The 14,809-nt window shown below is 71.2% G+C and carries 15 protein-coding genes and 1 riboswitch; of the genes, 1 reads left to right on the top strand and 14 read right to left on the bottom strand.

Translation table 11 applies throughout. From position 1 onward, the window contains the following. Window positions 1-5: 5 nt before the first annotated feature. The 7 genes from cobF to cbiT form a co-directional block, all read right to left on the bottom strand. Window positions 6-746, bottom strand: coding sequence for a precorrin-6A synthase (deacetylating) (gene cobF / locus JO391_RS08230; protein ID WP_220664023.1), 741 nt, complete (start codon window positions 744-746; stop codon window positions 6-8). Between the two features lie 62 nt (window positions 747-808). After that, window positions 809-1,486 (bottom strand): energy-coupling factor ABC transporter permease, encoded by a 678-nt coding sequence (locus tag JO391_RS08225; RefSeq protein WP_220664021.1) that lies wholly within the window; start codon window positions 1,484-1,486, stop codon window positions 809-811. A gap of 33 nt (window positions 1,487-1,519) precedes the next feature. Next, a riboswitch (cobalamin riboswitch) is annotated at window positions 1,520-1,740 on the bottom strand. A gap of 55 nt (window positions 1,741-1,795) precedes the next feature. Next, window positions 1,796-2,518: a uroporphyrinogen-III C-methyltransferase gene (cobA, locus tag JO391_RS08220; RefSeq protein WP_220664019.1), complete on the bottom strand. Its 723-nt coding sequence runs from the start codon at window positions 2,516-2,518 to the stop codon at window positions 1,796-1,798. Beyond that, window positions 2,515-3,828, bottom strand: a complete 1,314-nt coding sequence (locus tag JO391_RS08215) for a cobyrinic acid a,c-diamide synthase CobB (RefSeq protein WP_220664017.1) — start codon at window positions 3,826-3,828, stop codon at window positions 2,515-2,517. The genes cobA and JO391_RS08215 overlap by 4 nt, the downstream gene beginning before the upstream one ends. Continuing rightward, window positions 3,825-4,604 carry a precorrin-4 C(11)-methyltransferase gene (gene cobM / locus JO391_RS08210; protein WP_220664015.1) on the bottom strand — a complete coding sequence of 260 codons (780 nt, stop codon included), beginning with the start codon at window positions 4,602-4,604 and terminating at the stop codon, window positions 3,825-3,827. Before cobM ends, JO391_RS08215 begins: the two co-directional genes overlap by 4 nt. After that, on the bottom strand, window positions 4,601-4,954 hold the full coding sequence (locus JO391_RS08205) for a cobalamin biosynthesis protein (RefSeq protein WP_220664014.1): 354 nt from the start codon (window positions 4,952-4,954) through the stop codon (window positions 4,601-4,603). The genes cobM and JO391_RS08205 overlap by 4 nt, the downstream gene beginning before the upstream one ends. After that, window positions 4,951-6,129 carry a precorrin-6Y C5,15-methyltransferase (decarboxylating) subunit CbiT gene (cbiT, locus tag JO391_RS08200; protein ID WP_220664013.1) on the bottom strand — a complete coding sequence of 393 codons (1,179 nt, stop codon included), beginning with the start codon at window positions 6,127-6,129 and terminating at the stop codon, window positions 4,951-4,953. Before cbiT ends, JO391_RS08205 begins: the two co-directional genes overlap by 4 nt. Before the next feature lies 1 nt (window position 6,130). On the opposite strand from cbiT, the gene JO391_RS08195 reads away from it, so the two are divergent. Continuing rightward, window positions 6,131-6,874 (top strand): cobalt-precorrin-6A reductase, encoded by a 744-nt coding sequence (locus JO391_RS08195; protein WP_220664011.1) that lies wholly within the window; start codon window positions 6,131-6,133, stop codon window positions 6,872-6,874. Here the strand turns inward: JO391_RS08195 and cobJ are convergent. Genes cobJ through JO391_RS08160 form a run of 7 tightly spaced genes read right to left on the bottom strand, consistent with a single transcriptional unit; the run spans window position 6,850 to window position 14,766 of the window. Continuing rightward, window positions 6,850-7,575: a precorrin-3B C(17)-methyltransferase gene (gene cobJ / locus JO391_RS08190; RefSeq protein WP_220664010.1), complete on the bottom strand. Its 726-nt coding sequence runs from the start codon at window positions 7,573-7,575 to the stop codon at window positions 6,850-6,852. The genes JO391_RS08195 and cobJ overlap by 25 nt on opposite strands. Continuing rightward, window positions 7,572-8,303, bottom strand: a complete 732-nt coding sequence (locus tag JO391_RS08185) for a precorrin-2 C(20)-methyltransferase (RefSeq protein ID WP_220664009.1) — start codon at window positions 8,301-8,303, stop codon at window positions 7,572-7,574. The genes cobJ and JO391_RS08185 overlap by 4 nt, the downstream gene beginning before the upstream one ends. Before the next feature lie 2 nt (window positions 8,304-8,305). Beyond that, window positions 8,306-8,935, bottom strand: coding sequence for a precorrin-8X methylmutase (locus JO391_RS08180; RefSeq protein WP_220664008.1), 630 nt, complete (start codon window positions 8,933-8,935; stop codon window positions 8,306-8,308). Further along, window positions 8,935-10,071, bottom strand: coding sequence for a precorrin-3B synthase (gene cobG / locus JO391_RS08175; protein WP_220664007.1), 1,137 nt, complete (start codon window positions 10,069-10,071; stop codon window positions 8,935-8,937). Before cobG ends, JO391_RS08180 begins: the two co-directional genes overlap by 1 nt. After that, the gene (gene cobN / locus JO391_RS08170) at window positions 10,068-13,376 is read right to left on the bottom strand and encodes a cobaltochelatase subunit CobN (protein WP_220664006.1); all 3,309 of its coding nucleotides are present in this window, start codon (window positions 13,374-13,376) and stop codon (window positions 10,068-10,070) included. Before cobN ends, cobG begins: the two co-directional genes overlap by 4 nt. Further along, entirely contained in the window at window positions 13,376-14,410 is a 1,035-nt protein-coding gene (gene cobW / locus JO391_RS08165) for a cobalamin biosynthesis protein CobW (protein ID WP_220664005.1), read from the bottom strand. The genes cobN and cobW overlap by 1 nt, the downstream gene beginning before the upstream one ends. After that, window positions 14,407-14,766: a DUF1636 family protein gene (locus tag JO391_RS08160; protein WP_220664003.1), complete on the bottom strand. Its 360-nt coding sequence runs from the start codon at window positions 14,764-14,766 to the stop codon at window positions 14,407-14,409. The genes cobW and JO391_RS08160 overlap by 4 nt, the downstream gene beginning before the upstream one ends. Between the last annotated feature and the right edge of the window lie 43 nt (window positions 14,767-14,809).

The following is a 14,809-nucleotide window of genomic DNA, read 5'->3' as shown; positions in this document are numbered from 1 at the left end:
CGCCGCTACATCCGCCGGAGCAGATAGATGTCCATGATCCAGCCATGCCGTGCCCGCGCCTCGGCGCGGGTGGCAAGGATGCGCTCCGATACCTCGGCCAATGGCCCGGCGAGGACGATTTCCTCGGCCATGCCGACATAGGCGCCCCACCAGATCGTCACGCCCTCTGACGGGATCGCCATGAAGGCGCCGCCGGCGTCCAGCATCACCGCCAGCGTCTCGGCGCCTTCGGGCCAGCCATGGTCGCGCAATTGCCGGCCGGTGGTGATGGTCACTGGCCCGCCGATGGTGTTCAGGGGAATGGCATGGGCGGCGGTCAGTGCCTGCAACGAGGTGATGCCGGGGATCACCCGCAGATCCGGCGCGGGCGACAGCCGCGCAGCAATGCGAAGGGTGCTGTCATAGAGCGACGGGTCGCCCCAGACCAGAAGCGCCACGCGGGCCGGGCGGGGCGACCCCATCGCGGCTTCCCATACGCCGGCGATGGCATCGTGCCAGCCGTCCACCCTTTCGCGGTAGTCTGCCACCGCCTCGTCGCGCACCGGCAGGTCGAACTCGGCCACCAGCGTCGCCGGATTGGTCAGCACCTCGCGCAGGATGGCGCGGCGCAGTTCGGCCAGATCGGCCTTGCCCTCACCCTTGCGGGGGATCAGCACCAAGTCGGCCGCGTTGATTTCGCGGATGGCCTGAAGCGTCAGGTGGTCGGGGTTGCCGGTGCCGATGCCGATGAGCGAAAGCGTGGTCATCTGTCTTTCCATGCAAATGGGGGGCCGAAGCCCCCCAAGCCATTCCTGTTCGCCAAGACGGATCAGGCCGCCGAATAGAGCCGCGGCGTGACGAGGGCCGAGCCCTTCAGGGCGTGCAGGCGCTTGGCCACGGCCAGAACCGCCACATCCACCAGCGGCTCGATCGCCACAACCAGGATATAGGCGGCGCCGAACGAGGCGATGCCGGCAAAGGTCGAGGTTGCGAAGCCCTCGCCCCAGAGCACCCAGAACGCCACCCAGGCAATGACCCCGCCCTGGTAGGCGAAGGACAGCTTCAGCACGTCGGTGTAGCCCAGGTCGACATAGGCCGTGCCGGCAGGGATGGTGCGCTTGGCCAGCGCGGCGATGCCGAACAGCGGCACCAGAAGCGTGGTGACGTTCATGCCGTATTGCGGCAGGTCGAAGGGCGCGAAGAACAGGCCCTGGATCAGGAGGCCGAGGGCCAGGCCGATGGCCGCAGGCGCGGCGCCCAGGATCAGGAACAGGGTCGAGCCGAGGATGAGGTGAACCTCGGACACGCCGACCGGATAGTGCGGCAGAAGCTCGAAGAAGCTGAAGACCAGTCCGGTGGCAATGACGCTGCGCAGGGCAAGCGAGCCGATGCCGGATTGCCGGGCGGTGTCGACCGCCAGTTTCAGCGTGTAGCCCCCTGCGGCCAGAGCGGTGACGGCGCCGAGCGCCAGTTTGGCGCCATGTACGACGCCGGGTTCGATATGCATGTTCGTCCCTCCTGACCGTCACACCCGACGGCGGTTGTTGTTTCCTGCCTGGCCGGTCTCCTGGCTCGCGGGTCGTTGAGGGCATCCGCCTTCCCGGTCCTTCGGGGACCAGTGGCCTTCCAGATGCCCGCTCGCCGCTTACAGTCGCGGGGGCGGCCGGGGCAGGGGGCGCCGCTTTGGTCCGCCCCTTCCCCGTTCCCGTTTCAGCCCCTGATGCTTTGCATCGTCGGGGCACCATGCGCGTCCTGTGTGGACCCGTGGGTCACGCCGGTCAAGGCGGATTGCGGCATCCGCAGGGTCGCAGGCGACCTAGCCGGCCAGCGGCCCGTAAAGGATGAGCCCCGGTGCCTTGCCCGCCTCGGCCCTCTCGGCCAAGAGGGCTACCAGCGAGGCGAGCGTGCCGCGGGTCAGGCTTTCCTCTGGATGGCCAACCGATTCCGCGAGGATCGCGGGGGTCTCGGCCGGCAAGCCATGCGCGGCCAGCCTTTCCACCAGGGCCGGCAGGGTGCGCTTGCCCATGAAGACCACGGTGGTGGCCTGCGGATCGGCCAGCGCCGCCCAGTTCAGATCGCCCGGCAGGCCGCCGGTGACATCGGCGCCGGTGATGAACTGCACGCGCCGCGCGGCAAGCCGGCGGGTCAGCGGGATGCCCGCTGCCGCCGCCGCAGCAAGGGGAGAGGCCACGCCGGGCACGATCTCGAAGCCGATGCCTTCCGCTTTCAGTGCGTCGATCTCTTCTTCCAGCCGCCCGAAGAGCCCCGCATCGCCGGATTTCAGCCGCACCACCTTGGCTCCGGTGCGGGCGTAATCCACCAGAAGCCGGCTTACATGGTCCTGCTTGGGTGAGGGGCGTCCGGCGCGCTTGCCCACGCCCACGAGGTCGGCCTCGGGCCGGGCCAGTGCCAGGATCGGCCCGGCGGAGAGGTCGTCGTACAGCACGGCATCCGCCGCCTCGATGCGCTTGACCGCGCGCAGCGTCAGAAGCTCGGGGTCGCCCGGGCCGGAAGAGACGAAGGAGACGAACCCGCTCATGCGGCCCTCGCGATCAGGTGGAAGAAGCTGCCGGTAACGCGGCCGCGCCGCGCGCCGGTTTCGGCAATCTCTGTGCCCGTGGCATCGGTCACGCGGGCCAGCGGGTCGTCGGGCTGGGACAGGATGGTGGCATAGTGGAACTCATGCCCGCGCAGGCGCGCGCCCTGTTCAGCGCCGGGGATGGGCGCCAGAAGCTCGGCCAGGCGGTAGCCCAGGTGCATCTTGCGCTTCTGGAAGCTGGTTTCCAGCCCCAGAAGCCCGGCCATGCGGTGCCGCGTGCCGTCCTTGTCCACCAGCCCTTGACCGAGCGCCATGTAGCCCCCGCATTCGCCATGCACGGGCCGCGTCTGGGCAAAGGCGGTGAGGCCGGCGTGGAACCGGCCCGCTGCGGCCAGCCGGCCTGCGTGAAGTTCGGGATAGCCCCCCGGCAGCCAGCAGACATCGGCCGAAGCATCGGGCGCCTCGTCTGCCAGCGGCGAGAAGGGCAGAACCTCGGCCCCCGCCGCGCGCCAGGCGGCCAGAAGATGCGGATAGACGAAGGAAAACGCCGCATCCCGTGCCAGGGCGATGCGCTGGCCGGGGGGCGCGGTCTGTCCTTCAACCTGGACTGGATGCCCTACGGGAGGCGCGGCGCCCGCAGCCGCCACCAGAGCGTCCAGGTCAAGGTGGCGCGCGACGAAGGCCCCGGCGCTGGCCAGGAACCCGGCGAGGTCGCTTTGCTCTTCGGCCTGCACCAGGCCCAGGTGGCGTTCAGGCAGGGTGAGCGATGGTTCGCGGGGCAGGGCGCCGAACACCCGGATGCCCGCCGCTTCCATCCCCGCCCGCACCAGCGCCTCGTGCCGGGGCGAGGCGACGCGGTTCAGCACCACACCCGCCACGGCCACATCGGGGCGGAAGGTGGCGAGGCCCCGGGCCACCGCGGCGGCCGTCTGGGCCTGGCCGCCCACGTCCAGCACCAGAACCACCGGCCAGCCCGTCAGCGCCGCGATGTCGGCGCTGGCGCCGGTGCCCCAGGCGCCGGGTGCGGCCACGCCGTCGAACAGGCCCATCGAGCCTTCGGCCACCACGATGTCGGCATTCCCGCTTGTTGCGGCCAGCGCCCGCACCATGGCCCTTGGCATGGCCCAGCCGTCGAGGTTCAGCGAAGGGCGCCCCGCTGCGGCGGAATGGAAGGCCGGGTCGATGTAGTCCGGTCCCGACTTGAACGGCTGCACCGACAGCCCCCGCGCGCGGAGCGCGGCGATCAGGCCAAGCGTGACCGTGGTCTTGCCCGTGCCCGAGGCCGGGGCAGAGATCATCAGGCCCCTCATGTGCCGGGAAACCGCGGCGTCGTGCCGACCGGGCGATAGCGGCGGTCGTAGTCGGCGGCGTAAAGCCGGCTTTCGCCGAACTCCGCCTGCCCAAGCGACCGGCCGACCAGGATCAGCGCCGTCCGCTCCATCTCGCCCGAGATCGCGGCATCCAGCGTGGCAAGGGTGGCGCGCACCACCCGCTCGTCCGGCCAGGAGGCGCGCCAGACGACCGCAACCGGACAGTCGGCCCCGTAATGCGGGGTCAGGTCGGCCACCACCTTCGCCAGCACATGCACCGAAAGATGGATGGCCAGAACCGCCCCGGTGGCGGCAAAGGCGGCAAGGTTCTCGCCCTCGGGCATGGGCGAGGCGCGGCCCGTGGTGCGCGTCAGCACCACCGATTGCACCAGGCCCGGCAGGGTGAGTTCCGCCCCAAGCGTCGCGGCGGCGGCGGCGAAGGAGGGCACGCCAGGCGTCACGTCATAGGGAATGCCGAGCGCCTTCAGCCGGCGCACCTGTTCGCCCATCGCCGACCAGACCGACAGATCGCCGGAATGAAGCCGCGCCACGTCCTGCCCCGCCTCATGCGCCGCGCGGATTTCCTCGATGATCGCGTCCAGCGACAGGGGCGCGGTATTCACGATGCGCGCGTCCGGCGGGCAATGCGCCAGCACGCCTTCGGGGATCAGGCTGCCCGCGTAAAGGCAGACCGGCGAGGCCGCGATCAGGTCGCGCCCGCGCAGCGTGATGAGATCCGCCGCCCCCGGCCCCGCGCCGATGAAATGCACCGTCATTCTTCGCCCTCTGCCAGCGCGGCGGTGGCGCTGCCATCCGCCGACACCACGCGTCCCGCCACGATCCGCCCCCCCGGCCCGCAAGCCACCAGAGCCACGGCTTCCGCCACCGACCCGGTGCCATAGAGCGCCGCCACCCGGCCCGATTGCGTGGGCGTGGCTATCCCGGCGAGATGCGCGGATGGGATCACCCGCAGGTCCATGCGCCGCGCCCTCGCCAGCCGCAAGACCTCTTTCCCGCGCTCGGGGATGGTCGCCAACATGTCCACCGGCCCCGGCAGCGCATCCAGCACCTCTTCCAGCGCGGCGAGCGGGGCGCCCGCGCGGCAGCCGATGCCCGCGACCCTCATCGTGTGACACTCCACTGCACCACGGGCCGCGCGGGCACCCAGCCCGTCATCCGGCCGAGCGGTGCGGCGCGGGCGATGTCCACCCGCATCAACTCGCCCCCGTGCAGCCCATGCCAGCGGGCGAACAGCGCCTCGGTTTCCAGCGTCACGCCATGGGCCACGATCCGCGTGCCGCGCGCCAGCCGGTCCCACAGATGGGACATCAGCGCCTCGTCGCCGCCGCCGCCGATGAACACGGCCTGGGGCGGCTCCAGCCCGGACAGGGCAGCGGGCGCTTCGCCCTCCACCACCGAAAGCCGGTGCGTCAGCCCGAAACTTGCGGCATTGGCGCGGATGTTGGCGGCGCGCTCTGGCTTCTGTTCGATGGCCAGCGCGCGGCCTCCGGCCAGGCACCATTCCACCGAGATCGAGCCTGATCCCGCGCCGATGTCCCACATCAGTTCGCCGGGGCGGGGGCCAAGGGCCGAAAGCGCCAGCGCCCGGACCGGCCGCTTGGTCATCTGCCCGTCGCTGCGGAACAGGTCATCGGGCAAGCCGCTGGCGCGCGACAGGCCTTCGCCCTGCGCCTGGATCGCCACGGCCACCGGGGCGGCGATACCTTCCAGGTCGAAGCCCTCGGCCCCGGCCTGTCGGATGCGTTCCGCCGAGCCGCCAAGCGCCTCCATCACCGTCAGGCGCGAGGCGCCCCAGCTGTGCCCGGCCAGCCAAGCGGCCAGCGCCGGCACGGCGGCGCCGTCGCGCAGCAGCACCAGCGCGGTCACGCCCCGCGCCAGCACCGGCACCAGCCGCTCGAAGGGCGCGGCGTGCAGGCCCAGGCAGGCGCAGTCTTCCAGCCGCAGCCCCAGGCGCGCGGCCATCAGCGAGAAGGTCCCCGCGACGGGACGCGCCACCCATTCGCCCGGCGAAAGCGACGCCATCAGCGAACCACCCGCGCCGAACCAGAACGGATCGCCCGAGGCGAGCACGACCACAGGCCGCCCGCGCTCCGCCAGCACCGGCGCCACCGAGAAGGGAACAGGCCAGTCGCGGCCCTTCTCTCCCGCCCCGGCCAGCGCCAGATGGCGCGGGCCGCCGAAGATCACCTCGGCACCGGCCAGCGCGGCACGGCTTGCCTCGGACAACCCGTTCAGGCCATCTTCGCCGATGCCGAGAATGGTCAGCCAGGGGTCAGACACGATGCGCGTCCTTCTGCTTGGCGGCACGACCGAGGCCAACCAACTGGCGCGCGCGCTTTCCGGGGCAGGGGTGGATGCCGTCTATTCCTATGCCGGGCGCACCGCCGCGCCGCCCGCCCAGCCGATTGCCACGCGCAGCGGCGGCTTCGGCGGGGTCGAGGGGCTGGCGGCCTGTCTGAAGGCCGATGCCATCACCCATGTCATCGACGCCACCCACCCCTTTGCCGCGCAGATGGGGGCGAACGCCGCTGCCGCCTGCGCCACCACGGGCACGCCGCTTCTGCGGCTGGAACGCCCCGCCTGGGTTGCCGGGCCGGGCGATGACTGGACGCATGTGCCCGATGTCGAAGCCGCAGCCGACGCCCTGCCCGGCAGGCGAACCGTTGTCTTCCTTGCCATCGGCCGCCAGCGGCTGGAGGTCTTTGCCCGCCATCCGCAGCACCGCTATCTTCTGCGCCTTGTCGATCCGCCCGAGGCGCCGTTGCCTCTGCCGGATGCCATGGCGATCATCGCCCGCGGCCCCTTCGACGAGGCCGCCGACCGGGCGCTGATGCAGGCGCATGGCGTGCAGGTCGTCGTCGCCAAGAACGCGGGCGGGCAGGGGGCCGAAGCGAAGCTGGCCGCGGCGCGGGCCCTGGGCATCCCGCTGATCCTGATCGACCGTCCCCTGCGCCCGGCGGTCGAAACGGTGGCGACGCCCGAAGAGGCGCTGGCCTGGTGTCATCGCACCGACCTCGGGGTATAGACGTAAGCCCCGACCCGCCGCGTGGCGGAAGAGCCGACGATGACCATGGTGCGCATGTCGGCCATCTCGGGGGTGGCCTCGCCCAATGAGACCGTGACCAGACATTCATCAGGGGTCGAGACGGCGCGGGCGAAGGAAATCAGCCGGTCGGTTCCGCCTTCCTCGCGCAGGATCTCCAGCACGCGGGCAAAGCCGTGGGGGCGCGAGGCCGAGCGCGGGTTGTAGAAGGCCAGCGCGAAATCGGCCCTGACGGCCAGGCGCAGGCGGGTCTCGATCACCTCCCAGGGCTTGAGGTTGTCGGAAAGGTTGATCGCGCAGAAGTCGTGGCCCAGGGGGGCGCCAAGCCGCGCCGCGGCGGCCAGCATGGCGGTGATGCCGGGCAATACGCGCACCTCGGGCTGAGGGCCATCTTCCATCGCCTCGAACACGGCAGAGGCCATGGCAAAGACGCCCGGATCGCCCGAAGACACGATAACCACCCGCGCGCCCTCTGCGGCCAGCCGAAGCCCCTCGCGGGCGCGCAGCAGTTCCTCGCGGTTGTCCGAAGGCAAGAGCACCAGCCCCTCGCGCGGGGCGATGCGGGCGACGTAGGGGAAGTAGCCCAGAACATGCGTGGCCTCGGCCAGCGCCGCCGTAACCTCCGGCGTCACCAGCGCCTCGTCGCCGGGGCCAAGCCCCGCCACGGCCAGCCAGCCGGTCATTCTGCCACCTCCGGCCGGCGGCCCTGGCCGGGCACCAGCACGATGGCAAAGTACGGGCAGTCGGCCTCGGCCGCCTCGGCCAACCGCACGACGCGCTCGCCCGACATCGTGCCGCGCTCGACCAGCAGAGCCTCGTCCAGCCGGCCCGCCGCTGCCAGCGCACGGCGCACCTTGGGCAGGTTGCGGCCCGTCTTCATCACCACCAGCGCATCCGCCGTGGCCATGTGGCGGACCAGGTCGTCCTCGGGCAGCGTGCCCATCACGACGCTGAGCACGTCATCGCCCCAGGTGATCGGCACATTGGCCGCGTTCCAGCAGCCGGCCATGCCGGGAATTCCTGGAATCACATCCACTTGCACGCGGTCCTTCAATCGGGTCCACAGGTGCATGAACGAGCCGTACAGGAAAGGGTCCCCTTCGCAGAGCACCACCACTTCGGCCCCTGCGGCAAGGCCGGCCAGCCGGTCGGCCCAGGCGTCATAGAACTGCGCCAGCGCGTCGATGTAGCCGGGGCTGTCGAAGGGAAGTTCCGTCGTCACCGGATACTCCATCGGATATTCCGTGACACCCGGCGCCAGCATCCCCTCGACGATGGCACGCGCCTGACCGGCGCGGCCCTTCTTGCGGAAATAGGCGACATGGGCCGCAGCCCTGATCGCGCGGTCGGCCTTCACCGAGATCAGCCCCGGATCGCCCGGCCCCAGGCCACAGCACAGAACCCGTCCCATGGTCATTCCTTCCGGCTGGCCAGCGCGTTGACCGCGGCCACGGTTATGGCGGACCCGCCGAGCCGCCCCTCGACGATCACGGCCGGGCAGGGCGGCGCCTCCATCAGCGCGGCCTTGGATTCGGCGGCGCCGACAAAGCCCACCGGGCAGCCGATGATCGCCGCGGGGCGCGGGCAGGTGGGGTCTTCCAGCATGTTCAGCAAGTGGAACAGGGCGGTCGGCGCATTGCCGATGGCCACAACCGATCCCGCCAGATGCGGCCGCCACAATTCCAGCGCCGCGGCCGAACGGGTCGTGCCCATCTCGCGCGCCAGTTCCGCCACGCCCGCATCGTGCAGTGTGCAGATCACCTGGTTTCCCGCCGGCAGGCGCGGACGCGTGATCCCCTCGCTGACCATGCGCGCATCGCACAGGATCGGCGCGCCCGCCTCCAGCGCCGCCCGCGCCGCAACCGCCATGCCGGGGGTGAAGCGGACAAAGCGTTCCAGCCCCACCATGCCCGCGGCATGGATCATGCGCACCACAACCACCTCTTCCTCGGGGGTAAAGCGGGCAAGCTCGGCCTCGGCCCGGATGGTGGCGAAGCTTTGCAGATAGATCGCGGCGCCGTCGGTTTCATAGATATGGGGCATCAGAAGGTCAGGCTTTCCGGTGTGATCTGGTCGGTCGTCGAATGGGCCAGGGCCACATCGCCGGCCCGGCCGTTGCGGACAAGGTCGAAGCCGGCCCCGGTCGCGGTGAGCGTGAAGTCGGCGGGGAAGGGATGGGCGCAGCCCTTGGCGCAGCCCGAGACATGCAGCAAGCGCCCCACGGGCACGGCAGGGGCCAGCCGCGCGGCCAGATCGCGCGTGGACTGCCGCGCTTGCGGGCAACCCGGCGCGCCGGTGCAGGCCACCACGCGGGTCAGCGGATCCTCGGGGTCGGTCAACAGCCCGGGGATGGCGGGCGGGGCAGCCACGCCTTCCACCAGCAGCATCCGCCAGGGCGTCACGCGCAGCGCGCCGTGGTCTGACAGGGCGGCAAGCGTCTCGGCCCGCATCTGCCCGAAGGCCAGCGCTACCAGGGCGCCGCCGGGGCAGGGGCCGGATTTCGCCACGAGATCCGGGCAATCCGCCCTTGGCGCCGCGCGAAAGGCGTCCGGCAGCGCCGCCCGCGCCAGATGTGGCCGCATCCGCCCCCGCCCGGCGGTGATCCCGCCGGAGTCCACGAACCACCGTGCCAGGTCCAGCGCCGCCTGGGTCACATCGGCCTCTGCCACCACGGCGCCCGCCGTTGCCCCATCGGCCAGAACGAGGAACCCCTGCCCATGACGCTCCACCCGGATGTCGCAGGAAAGGGCACGCAGCACGGGCCGGGCGCCGGTATCGAGCGCAAATCCGAACTTGCCCGGCAAGGGCAGGTCGGTCGCGGCCAGCGCCTCGGCCAAGGCCGTCGCCATCTCCAGGGTGCCGTCGCCCGCCGTCCAGAACGGCTGCACCACGATGTTGCGCCGCGCCTCTGCGCTTTCGTCGCGGTCGATCAGCTCCAGCGCGCGCAACTCGGCGATCAACGGCGCGTGGCTTTCCATCGTCACGCCGCGCAGCTGCACATTTGCGCGGGCCGACAGGTCGATCAGCCCATTCCCATGCCGCGCCGCCGCTGCCGCGATGCCACGCGCCTGCTCGGGCGTCATTCGTCCGCCCGGCACGCGCACGCGCACCACCCAGCCATCGCCCGATTCCATCGGGCGCAGCGCGCCGGGGCACCAGCCTTTCACGTCGAAGCTCATCGCCCGACCTCCAGAGCCCCGACCTGAAGCGACACGGCAATGGAGTTGCGCCGCGTGACCCAAAGCCCCGCCTCCGCCAGCCGTCGGAACATGTCCTCCATCGCCGCCAGCGCGCCGGGGTTCTCGCGGGCAAGGAACTCCCGCACCTCGTCGCGGCCGAGCGTCGCCTCGTGGTAAAGGTCGAACAGATGCGAGGGCACCACGCCGGCCAGATGGGCAAAGGCCGCCATATGCTCCAGCGTCGCGGCAATCTCGGCGCCGCCGCGGAAGCCATGGGCCATCATGCCCCCGGCCCAGGCCGGATTGGCCGCGCGCGCGCGCGCCACCCGGGCGATCTCTTCAGTCAGCGTCCGCGCGCGGGGCGCATCGGCCTTGGTGATGTCCAGATGATAGAGCGCCGGCGCGCGGCCGGTCAGCACCCGCGCCGCCGCCGCCACACCCGCTTCGTGCGCGGCATAGTCGGCGGCCAGCAGCACGTCGCTTTCGCCCAGATCCTGCGCATGGACAAAGGCATCCGCCCCCTTCACCCGCGCCTCGATCCCCTTGCGGTCCGGGCGCGACGTGCCGTCCGCGCCGATGGCGAAGGAGGAGGCCGCAAGCCAGGCCTCGCCCGCCGCCGCCCGCGCTTCTTCGGTGAACTCGTCCAGCATCGCGCCCATGCCAAGCCCATAGGCGCCGGGCTTCGGCCCGAAGACCCTGGCCTCGCGCGCGATGTAGGGGTTCTCCTCGCCCTCCCAATCGCGTGCGGCGAGCGCCTCGGCCCCGGCCTCGAACAGTTGCGCAAGGCCCGGGAAGATGTCGCGGAACAGGCCCGAGACGCGCAATGTCACGTCGATGCGCGGCCGGCCCAGCTCGGTCGGCGGGATCACGACAAAACCCGAGACCCGGCCCGAGCCCGCATCCCATTGCGGCGTGAGGCCCGCGAGGTGCAGGGCCATGGCGAAATCCTCGCCCGCGGTGCGCATGGTGGCGCTGCCCCAGAGGTCCACGATCAGACCCTTCGGCCAGTCGCCCTGATCCTGCAGGTGGCGGCGCAAAAGCTCTTCGGCCATCTTCACGCCCTGCGCATGGGCGCCCTTCGTCGGCACCGCGCGCGGATCGACGGCAAAGAGGTTGCGCCCGGTGGGCAGCACGTCGCTGCGCCCCCGGTTGGGCGAACCCGCCGGGCCCGGCGCGACCTTGCGGCCCGAAAGCGCCGCCATCAGCCCCTCGTGCTCCTGCTCGCCGCAGGCGCCCCGGCCAAAGACATGCAACCCCTCGCCATACTGGCTTTCCTTCAGGTCGCAGACGAAGCGGTCGATCCGGGTGATCGCTTCGGCCATGCTGGCGCCCTTCGGCAGGCCCAGGTCCTCCTCCACGCCGCTCGCTCGCGCCTCGGCCCGAATATCGGCGATCAGCCGGTCGCGGCGGGCGGGGTCCAGACCGTCGGCGGTGGAGTATTCGTCCAGAAGCCGCTCCAGGCTCGCCAGCCCTTCGGGCAGGCTCGCCAGAGCAAGGGGCGGCGGGAGGTGGCCGATTGTGATCGCCCCGATCCGCCGCTTGGCCTGCGCCGCCTCGCCGGGATCGTTGACGATGAAGGGGTAGATCACAGGTGTGGCCCCGGTCAGCGCCTCGGGCCAGCAGTCGGGGCCAAGCGCCACGGACTTGCCCGGAAGCCATTCCAGCGTGCCATGCGCGCCCATGTGCACCAGCGCGTCGATGCCCTGCGCCCGAAGCCACAGGTAGAACGCGACATAGGCATGGCGCGGCACGCGGGACAAGTCGTGATACTCGGCGTCCCGGACCGCGGTTTCGCCGCGTTCCGGTTGCAGCGCGATGAGCACCTTGCCAGAGCGGATCGCCGGAAAGCGGAAGGCGCCCTCCGCGACCGCCGGGTCATCTTCGGGCACGCCCCAGGCGCCATGAAGCTGGGCTTGCAGCGTTTCGGGCAAGGTGGCGATGGCTTCGCGATAGGTGGCCACCGGCCAGGTTTCGGACTGCGCAGGGGGGGATTCCAGCCCACCTGGCCCCCACGGGGTATCTGTGGCCAGAACATGCAGATGCGCCGCCAGGTCGGGAACCGGCGCGCAGTCATGGCCGGTTGCCGCGAGGTCGGCCATGAGCGCCTCGGTCGAGGCCAGTGCGTCCAGCCCGACGGCATGGGCCAGGTTATGCGCCCGGCCGGGGTAGGAGGACAGGATCACCGCCAGCCGCTTGTCCTGCGGCGCAAGACGGGCGAGGCGATGATGCGCAAGAATCCGGTCCAGCGCGGCCTCCAGCGCCTGCGGGTCTGTCCGATGGGCAAAGCGGCTGAACTGCAGGTCGGGGTCGCGCCGGCCCGGCGACTTGTGGCTGACGATCCCGGCGAACAGGCGGCCATCCACCTCGGGCAGCACGACATGCATGGCGAGGTCAGCGGGCGACAGGCCGCGGTCCGAGGCGGCCCAGTCCCGCCGGCGCGCGGTAGACAGCGCAACCTGGAACACAGGGCAGTCCCAGCCGTCGAAGGGGGTCGTGCCGTCGTCGCCCCGGGCCGAGAAGGCGGTGGCGTTGACGATGACCTCCGGAGCGCGGGGTAGGGCGTCGGCCAGCCAGTCGCGGAAGCCTGGCGCCTTCAGTGAGGTTGCGAAGAGGCCGATCGCAGCCATCCCGCGTTGGCGCAGTCCCTCGATCAGCGCATCGACCGGCGCGGTATCGCCGGCGGTCAGGTAGCTGCGGTAGAAGGAGACGAGTGCGAGCGGGCCTTCGGGAAACGCGGTCACAACCCCCGCCGCCGGGTCGTAGAGGCCGAAATCGGGCACCGACTTCGCCCCCATCACCGGCCCGGCATAGAGCCCCGCCGCCAGCGCCATCTGCGCCAGCGCCGCCTGCGCAGCGACCGCGCCGCCCGCTTCCATCAGCGCCGAAAGCCGCCGCAGGGTCGAGACCGGCAGGGTGGACAATTCGTCCAGCCGCGCATCCGGGCGGCCATCGGCCGGCAGAACGGCCAGCGCAAAGCCCCGCTTGCGGGCCAGATCGGCCAGCGTGGCCAGGCCATAGGCCCAGTAGGGCTCGCCCCCGATCACCCGCACCATGACGCCCTTCACGCCGGGAAGCGTGCGGTCTGCCCAGGTATCGACCGACAGGGGGTGCTTCAGGGCGACAAGGTTCGCCAGCCGCAAGGTGGGCAGCGGCGCGCTGGCCTTGGCGCGGTGCCAGCCGGCGGCCAGCGCGCCAAGGTCGCTGTCGGAAAAGCTCAAGGCCACCAGGTCAGCGGGATCCTGACCCAGATCGAAGGGCGTTTCCGTCCCTTCCAGCCCGTGGCTTTCCCGGAAGACGACGTGCATCAGGCCCCCAGCACCGCCCGGATCGCGGCCTCGTCAATGTCGGCGCGCTCGGCGATCACCACCAGCTGCGACAGGCGGGGGCTGGCGCCCCAGGGCCGGTCGTACTGGTGCCGCACCCGTTCGCCCACCGCTTGCACCAGAAGCCGCATCGGCTTGCCCGCCACCGCGACATGGCCCTTCACCCGCAGGATGTTCAGTTCGCGCGCCAGCCGCCGCACGGCTTCGGCCAGCAGCTCCGGGTCGGCCACCTCGGGCAACTCCACCACCACCGAGTTGAAATCGTCGTGCTCGTGGTCGTCCATGCCGTCATGGTGCGAGGGCCGCGCGGCCAAGTCATCCTCGGCCGCCGCGTTCAGCCCCAGAAGCACGCGCGGGTCCACCGCGCCGTCGGTCACATGCAGGATCGGCAGCTTGCGCGGCGCCTCGGCCTCGATCACCGCCCGCGCCGCGGCCAGCCCCGTTTCGCCCGCCAGATCCGCCTTGGTCAGCAGAACCAGGTCGGCGCAGGCCAGTTGGTCCTCGAACACCTCGCTCAAGGGCGTCTCGTGGTCCACGCCGGGGTCAGCCTCCGCCTGCGCCGCCACCGCCGCTTCGTCCGGCGCGAACCGCCCCGCCGCCACCGCCTCGGCATCGGCCAGCGTCACCACGCCGTCCACCGTGATGCGCGACCGGATCGCCGGCCAGTCGAAGGCCTTCAGCAAGGGCTTGGGCAGCGCCAGGCCCGAGGTCTCGATCAGGATGTGATCGGGCCGGTTGGGCCGCGCCAGCAGCGCCTCCATCGTCGGGATGAAATCCTCGGCCACGGTGCAGCAGATGCATCCGTTGGCCAGTTCCACGATGTTCTCCTCCGGGCAGTTCTCGTCGGCGCAGGATTTCAGGATGTCGCCATCCACCCCCACCGTGCCGAACTCGTTCACCAGCACCGCCAGCCGCCGCCCTTGCGGGTTCTGCATCAGGTGGCGGATCAGCGTGGTCTTGCCGCTGCCCAGGAAGCCGGTGATCACGGTGACGGGGGTCTTGGACAGATCGCTCATTCGGCGGCCTCCTGCGAAATGGGGGGAACGCGGGCGACCACCCGCTTGCGGAAAATCTCGGGCCGCTCCCGCCAGGGCACCAGCCCATCGGCCGATCCTGCATATTTCGCGGCGCCCTCCAGGATGGCGGGCGCATCGGCCTCGCTCATCCGGCCATAGACATAGGTCCAGCGTCCCGCACCGGACAGGGCCACCGAACAGCCCTGGTCGCAGACCGACAGACACTCCACCGCCACCACGCGCACGCCCGGCACGCCCGGCTGAAGCGCCGCATGCAGCCGCGCGCCGGGGCAGGGCTCGCCCTCGGCCACAGCTGTGCCGGCCTTGCAGGTGATGCAGACGGACAGGACCGCCATATCCACTCCTTCGGCGAAACGGGGATAGGCAGCGCGGCGCAAC

Source organism: Neotabrizicola shimadae (assembly GCF_019623905.1).
GTDB classification, from domain to species: Bacteria; Pseudomonadota; Alphaproteobacteria; order Rhodobacterales; family Rhodobacteraceae; genus Neotabrizicola; species Neotabrizicola shimadae.
The sequence above is the reverse complement of the archived record's forward strand: the minus strand, read 5'-3'. Positions and strand labels throughout refer to the sequence as shown.

Coding starts and splice junctions, on each gene's coding strand:
- cobG (WP_220664007.1), bottom strand. CDS start 10,071: ATGAGCTTCGACGTGAAAGGCTGGTGCCCCGGCGCGCTGCGCCCGATG.
- JO391_RS08195 (WP_220664011.1), top strand. CDS start 6,131: ATGCGCGTCCTTCTGCTTGGCGGCACGACCGAGGCCAACCAACTGGCG.
- JO391_RS08215 (WP_220664017.1), bottom strand. CDS start 3,828: ATGAGGGGCCTGATGATCTCTGCCCCGGCCTCGGGCACGGGCAAGACC.
- cobM (WP_220664015.1), bottom strand. CDS start 4,604: ATGACGGTGCATTTCATCGGCGCGGGGCCGGGGGCGGCGGATCTCATC.
- cobF (WP_220664023.1), bottom strand. CDS start 746: ATGACCACGCTTTCGCTCATCGGCATCGGCACCGGCAACCCCGACCAC.
- JO391_RS08205 (WP_220664014.1), bottom strand. CDS start 4,954: ATGAGGGTCGCGGGCATCGGCTGCCGCGCGGGCGCCCCGCTCGCCGCG.
- JO391_RS08225 (WP_220664021.1), bottom strand. CDS start 1,486: ATGCATATCGAACCCGGCGTCGTACATGGCGCCAAACTGGCGCTCGGC.
- cobN (WP_220664006.1), bottom strand. CDS start 13,376: ATGCACGTCGTCTTCCGGGAAAGCCACGGGCTGGAAGGGACGGAAACG.
- cobJ (WP_220664010.1), bottom strand. CDS start 7,575: ATGACCGGCTGGCTGGCCGTGGCGGGGCTTGGCCCCGGCGACGAGGCG.
- cobW (WP_220664005.1), bottom strand. CDS start 14,410: ATGAGCGATCTGTCCAAGACCCCCGTCACCGTGATCACCGGCTTCCTG.
- JO391_RS08160 (WP_220664003.1), bottom strand. CDS start 14,766: ATGGCGGTCCTGTCCGTCTGCATCACCTGCAAGGCCGGCACAGCTGTG.
- JO391_RS08185 (WP_220664009.1), bottom strand. CDS start 8,303: ATGGGACGGGTTCTGTGCTGTGGCCTGGGGCCGGGCGATCCGGGGCTG.
- cobA (WP_220664019.1), bottom strand. CDS start 2,518: ATGAGCGGGTTCGTCTCCTTCGTCTCTTCCGGCCCGGGCGACCCCGAG.
- JO391_RS08180 (WP_220664008.1), bottom strand. CDS start 8,935: ATGCCCCATATCTATGAAACCGACGGCGCCGCGATCTATCTGCAAAGC.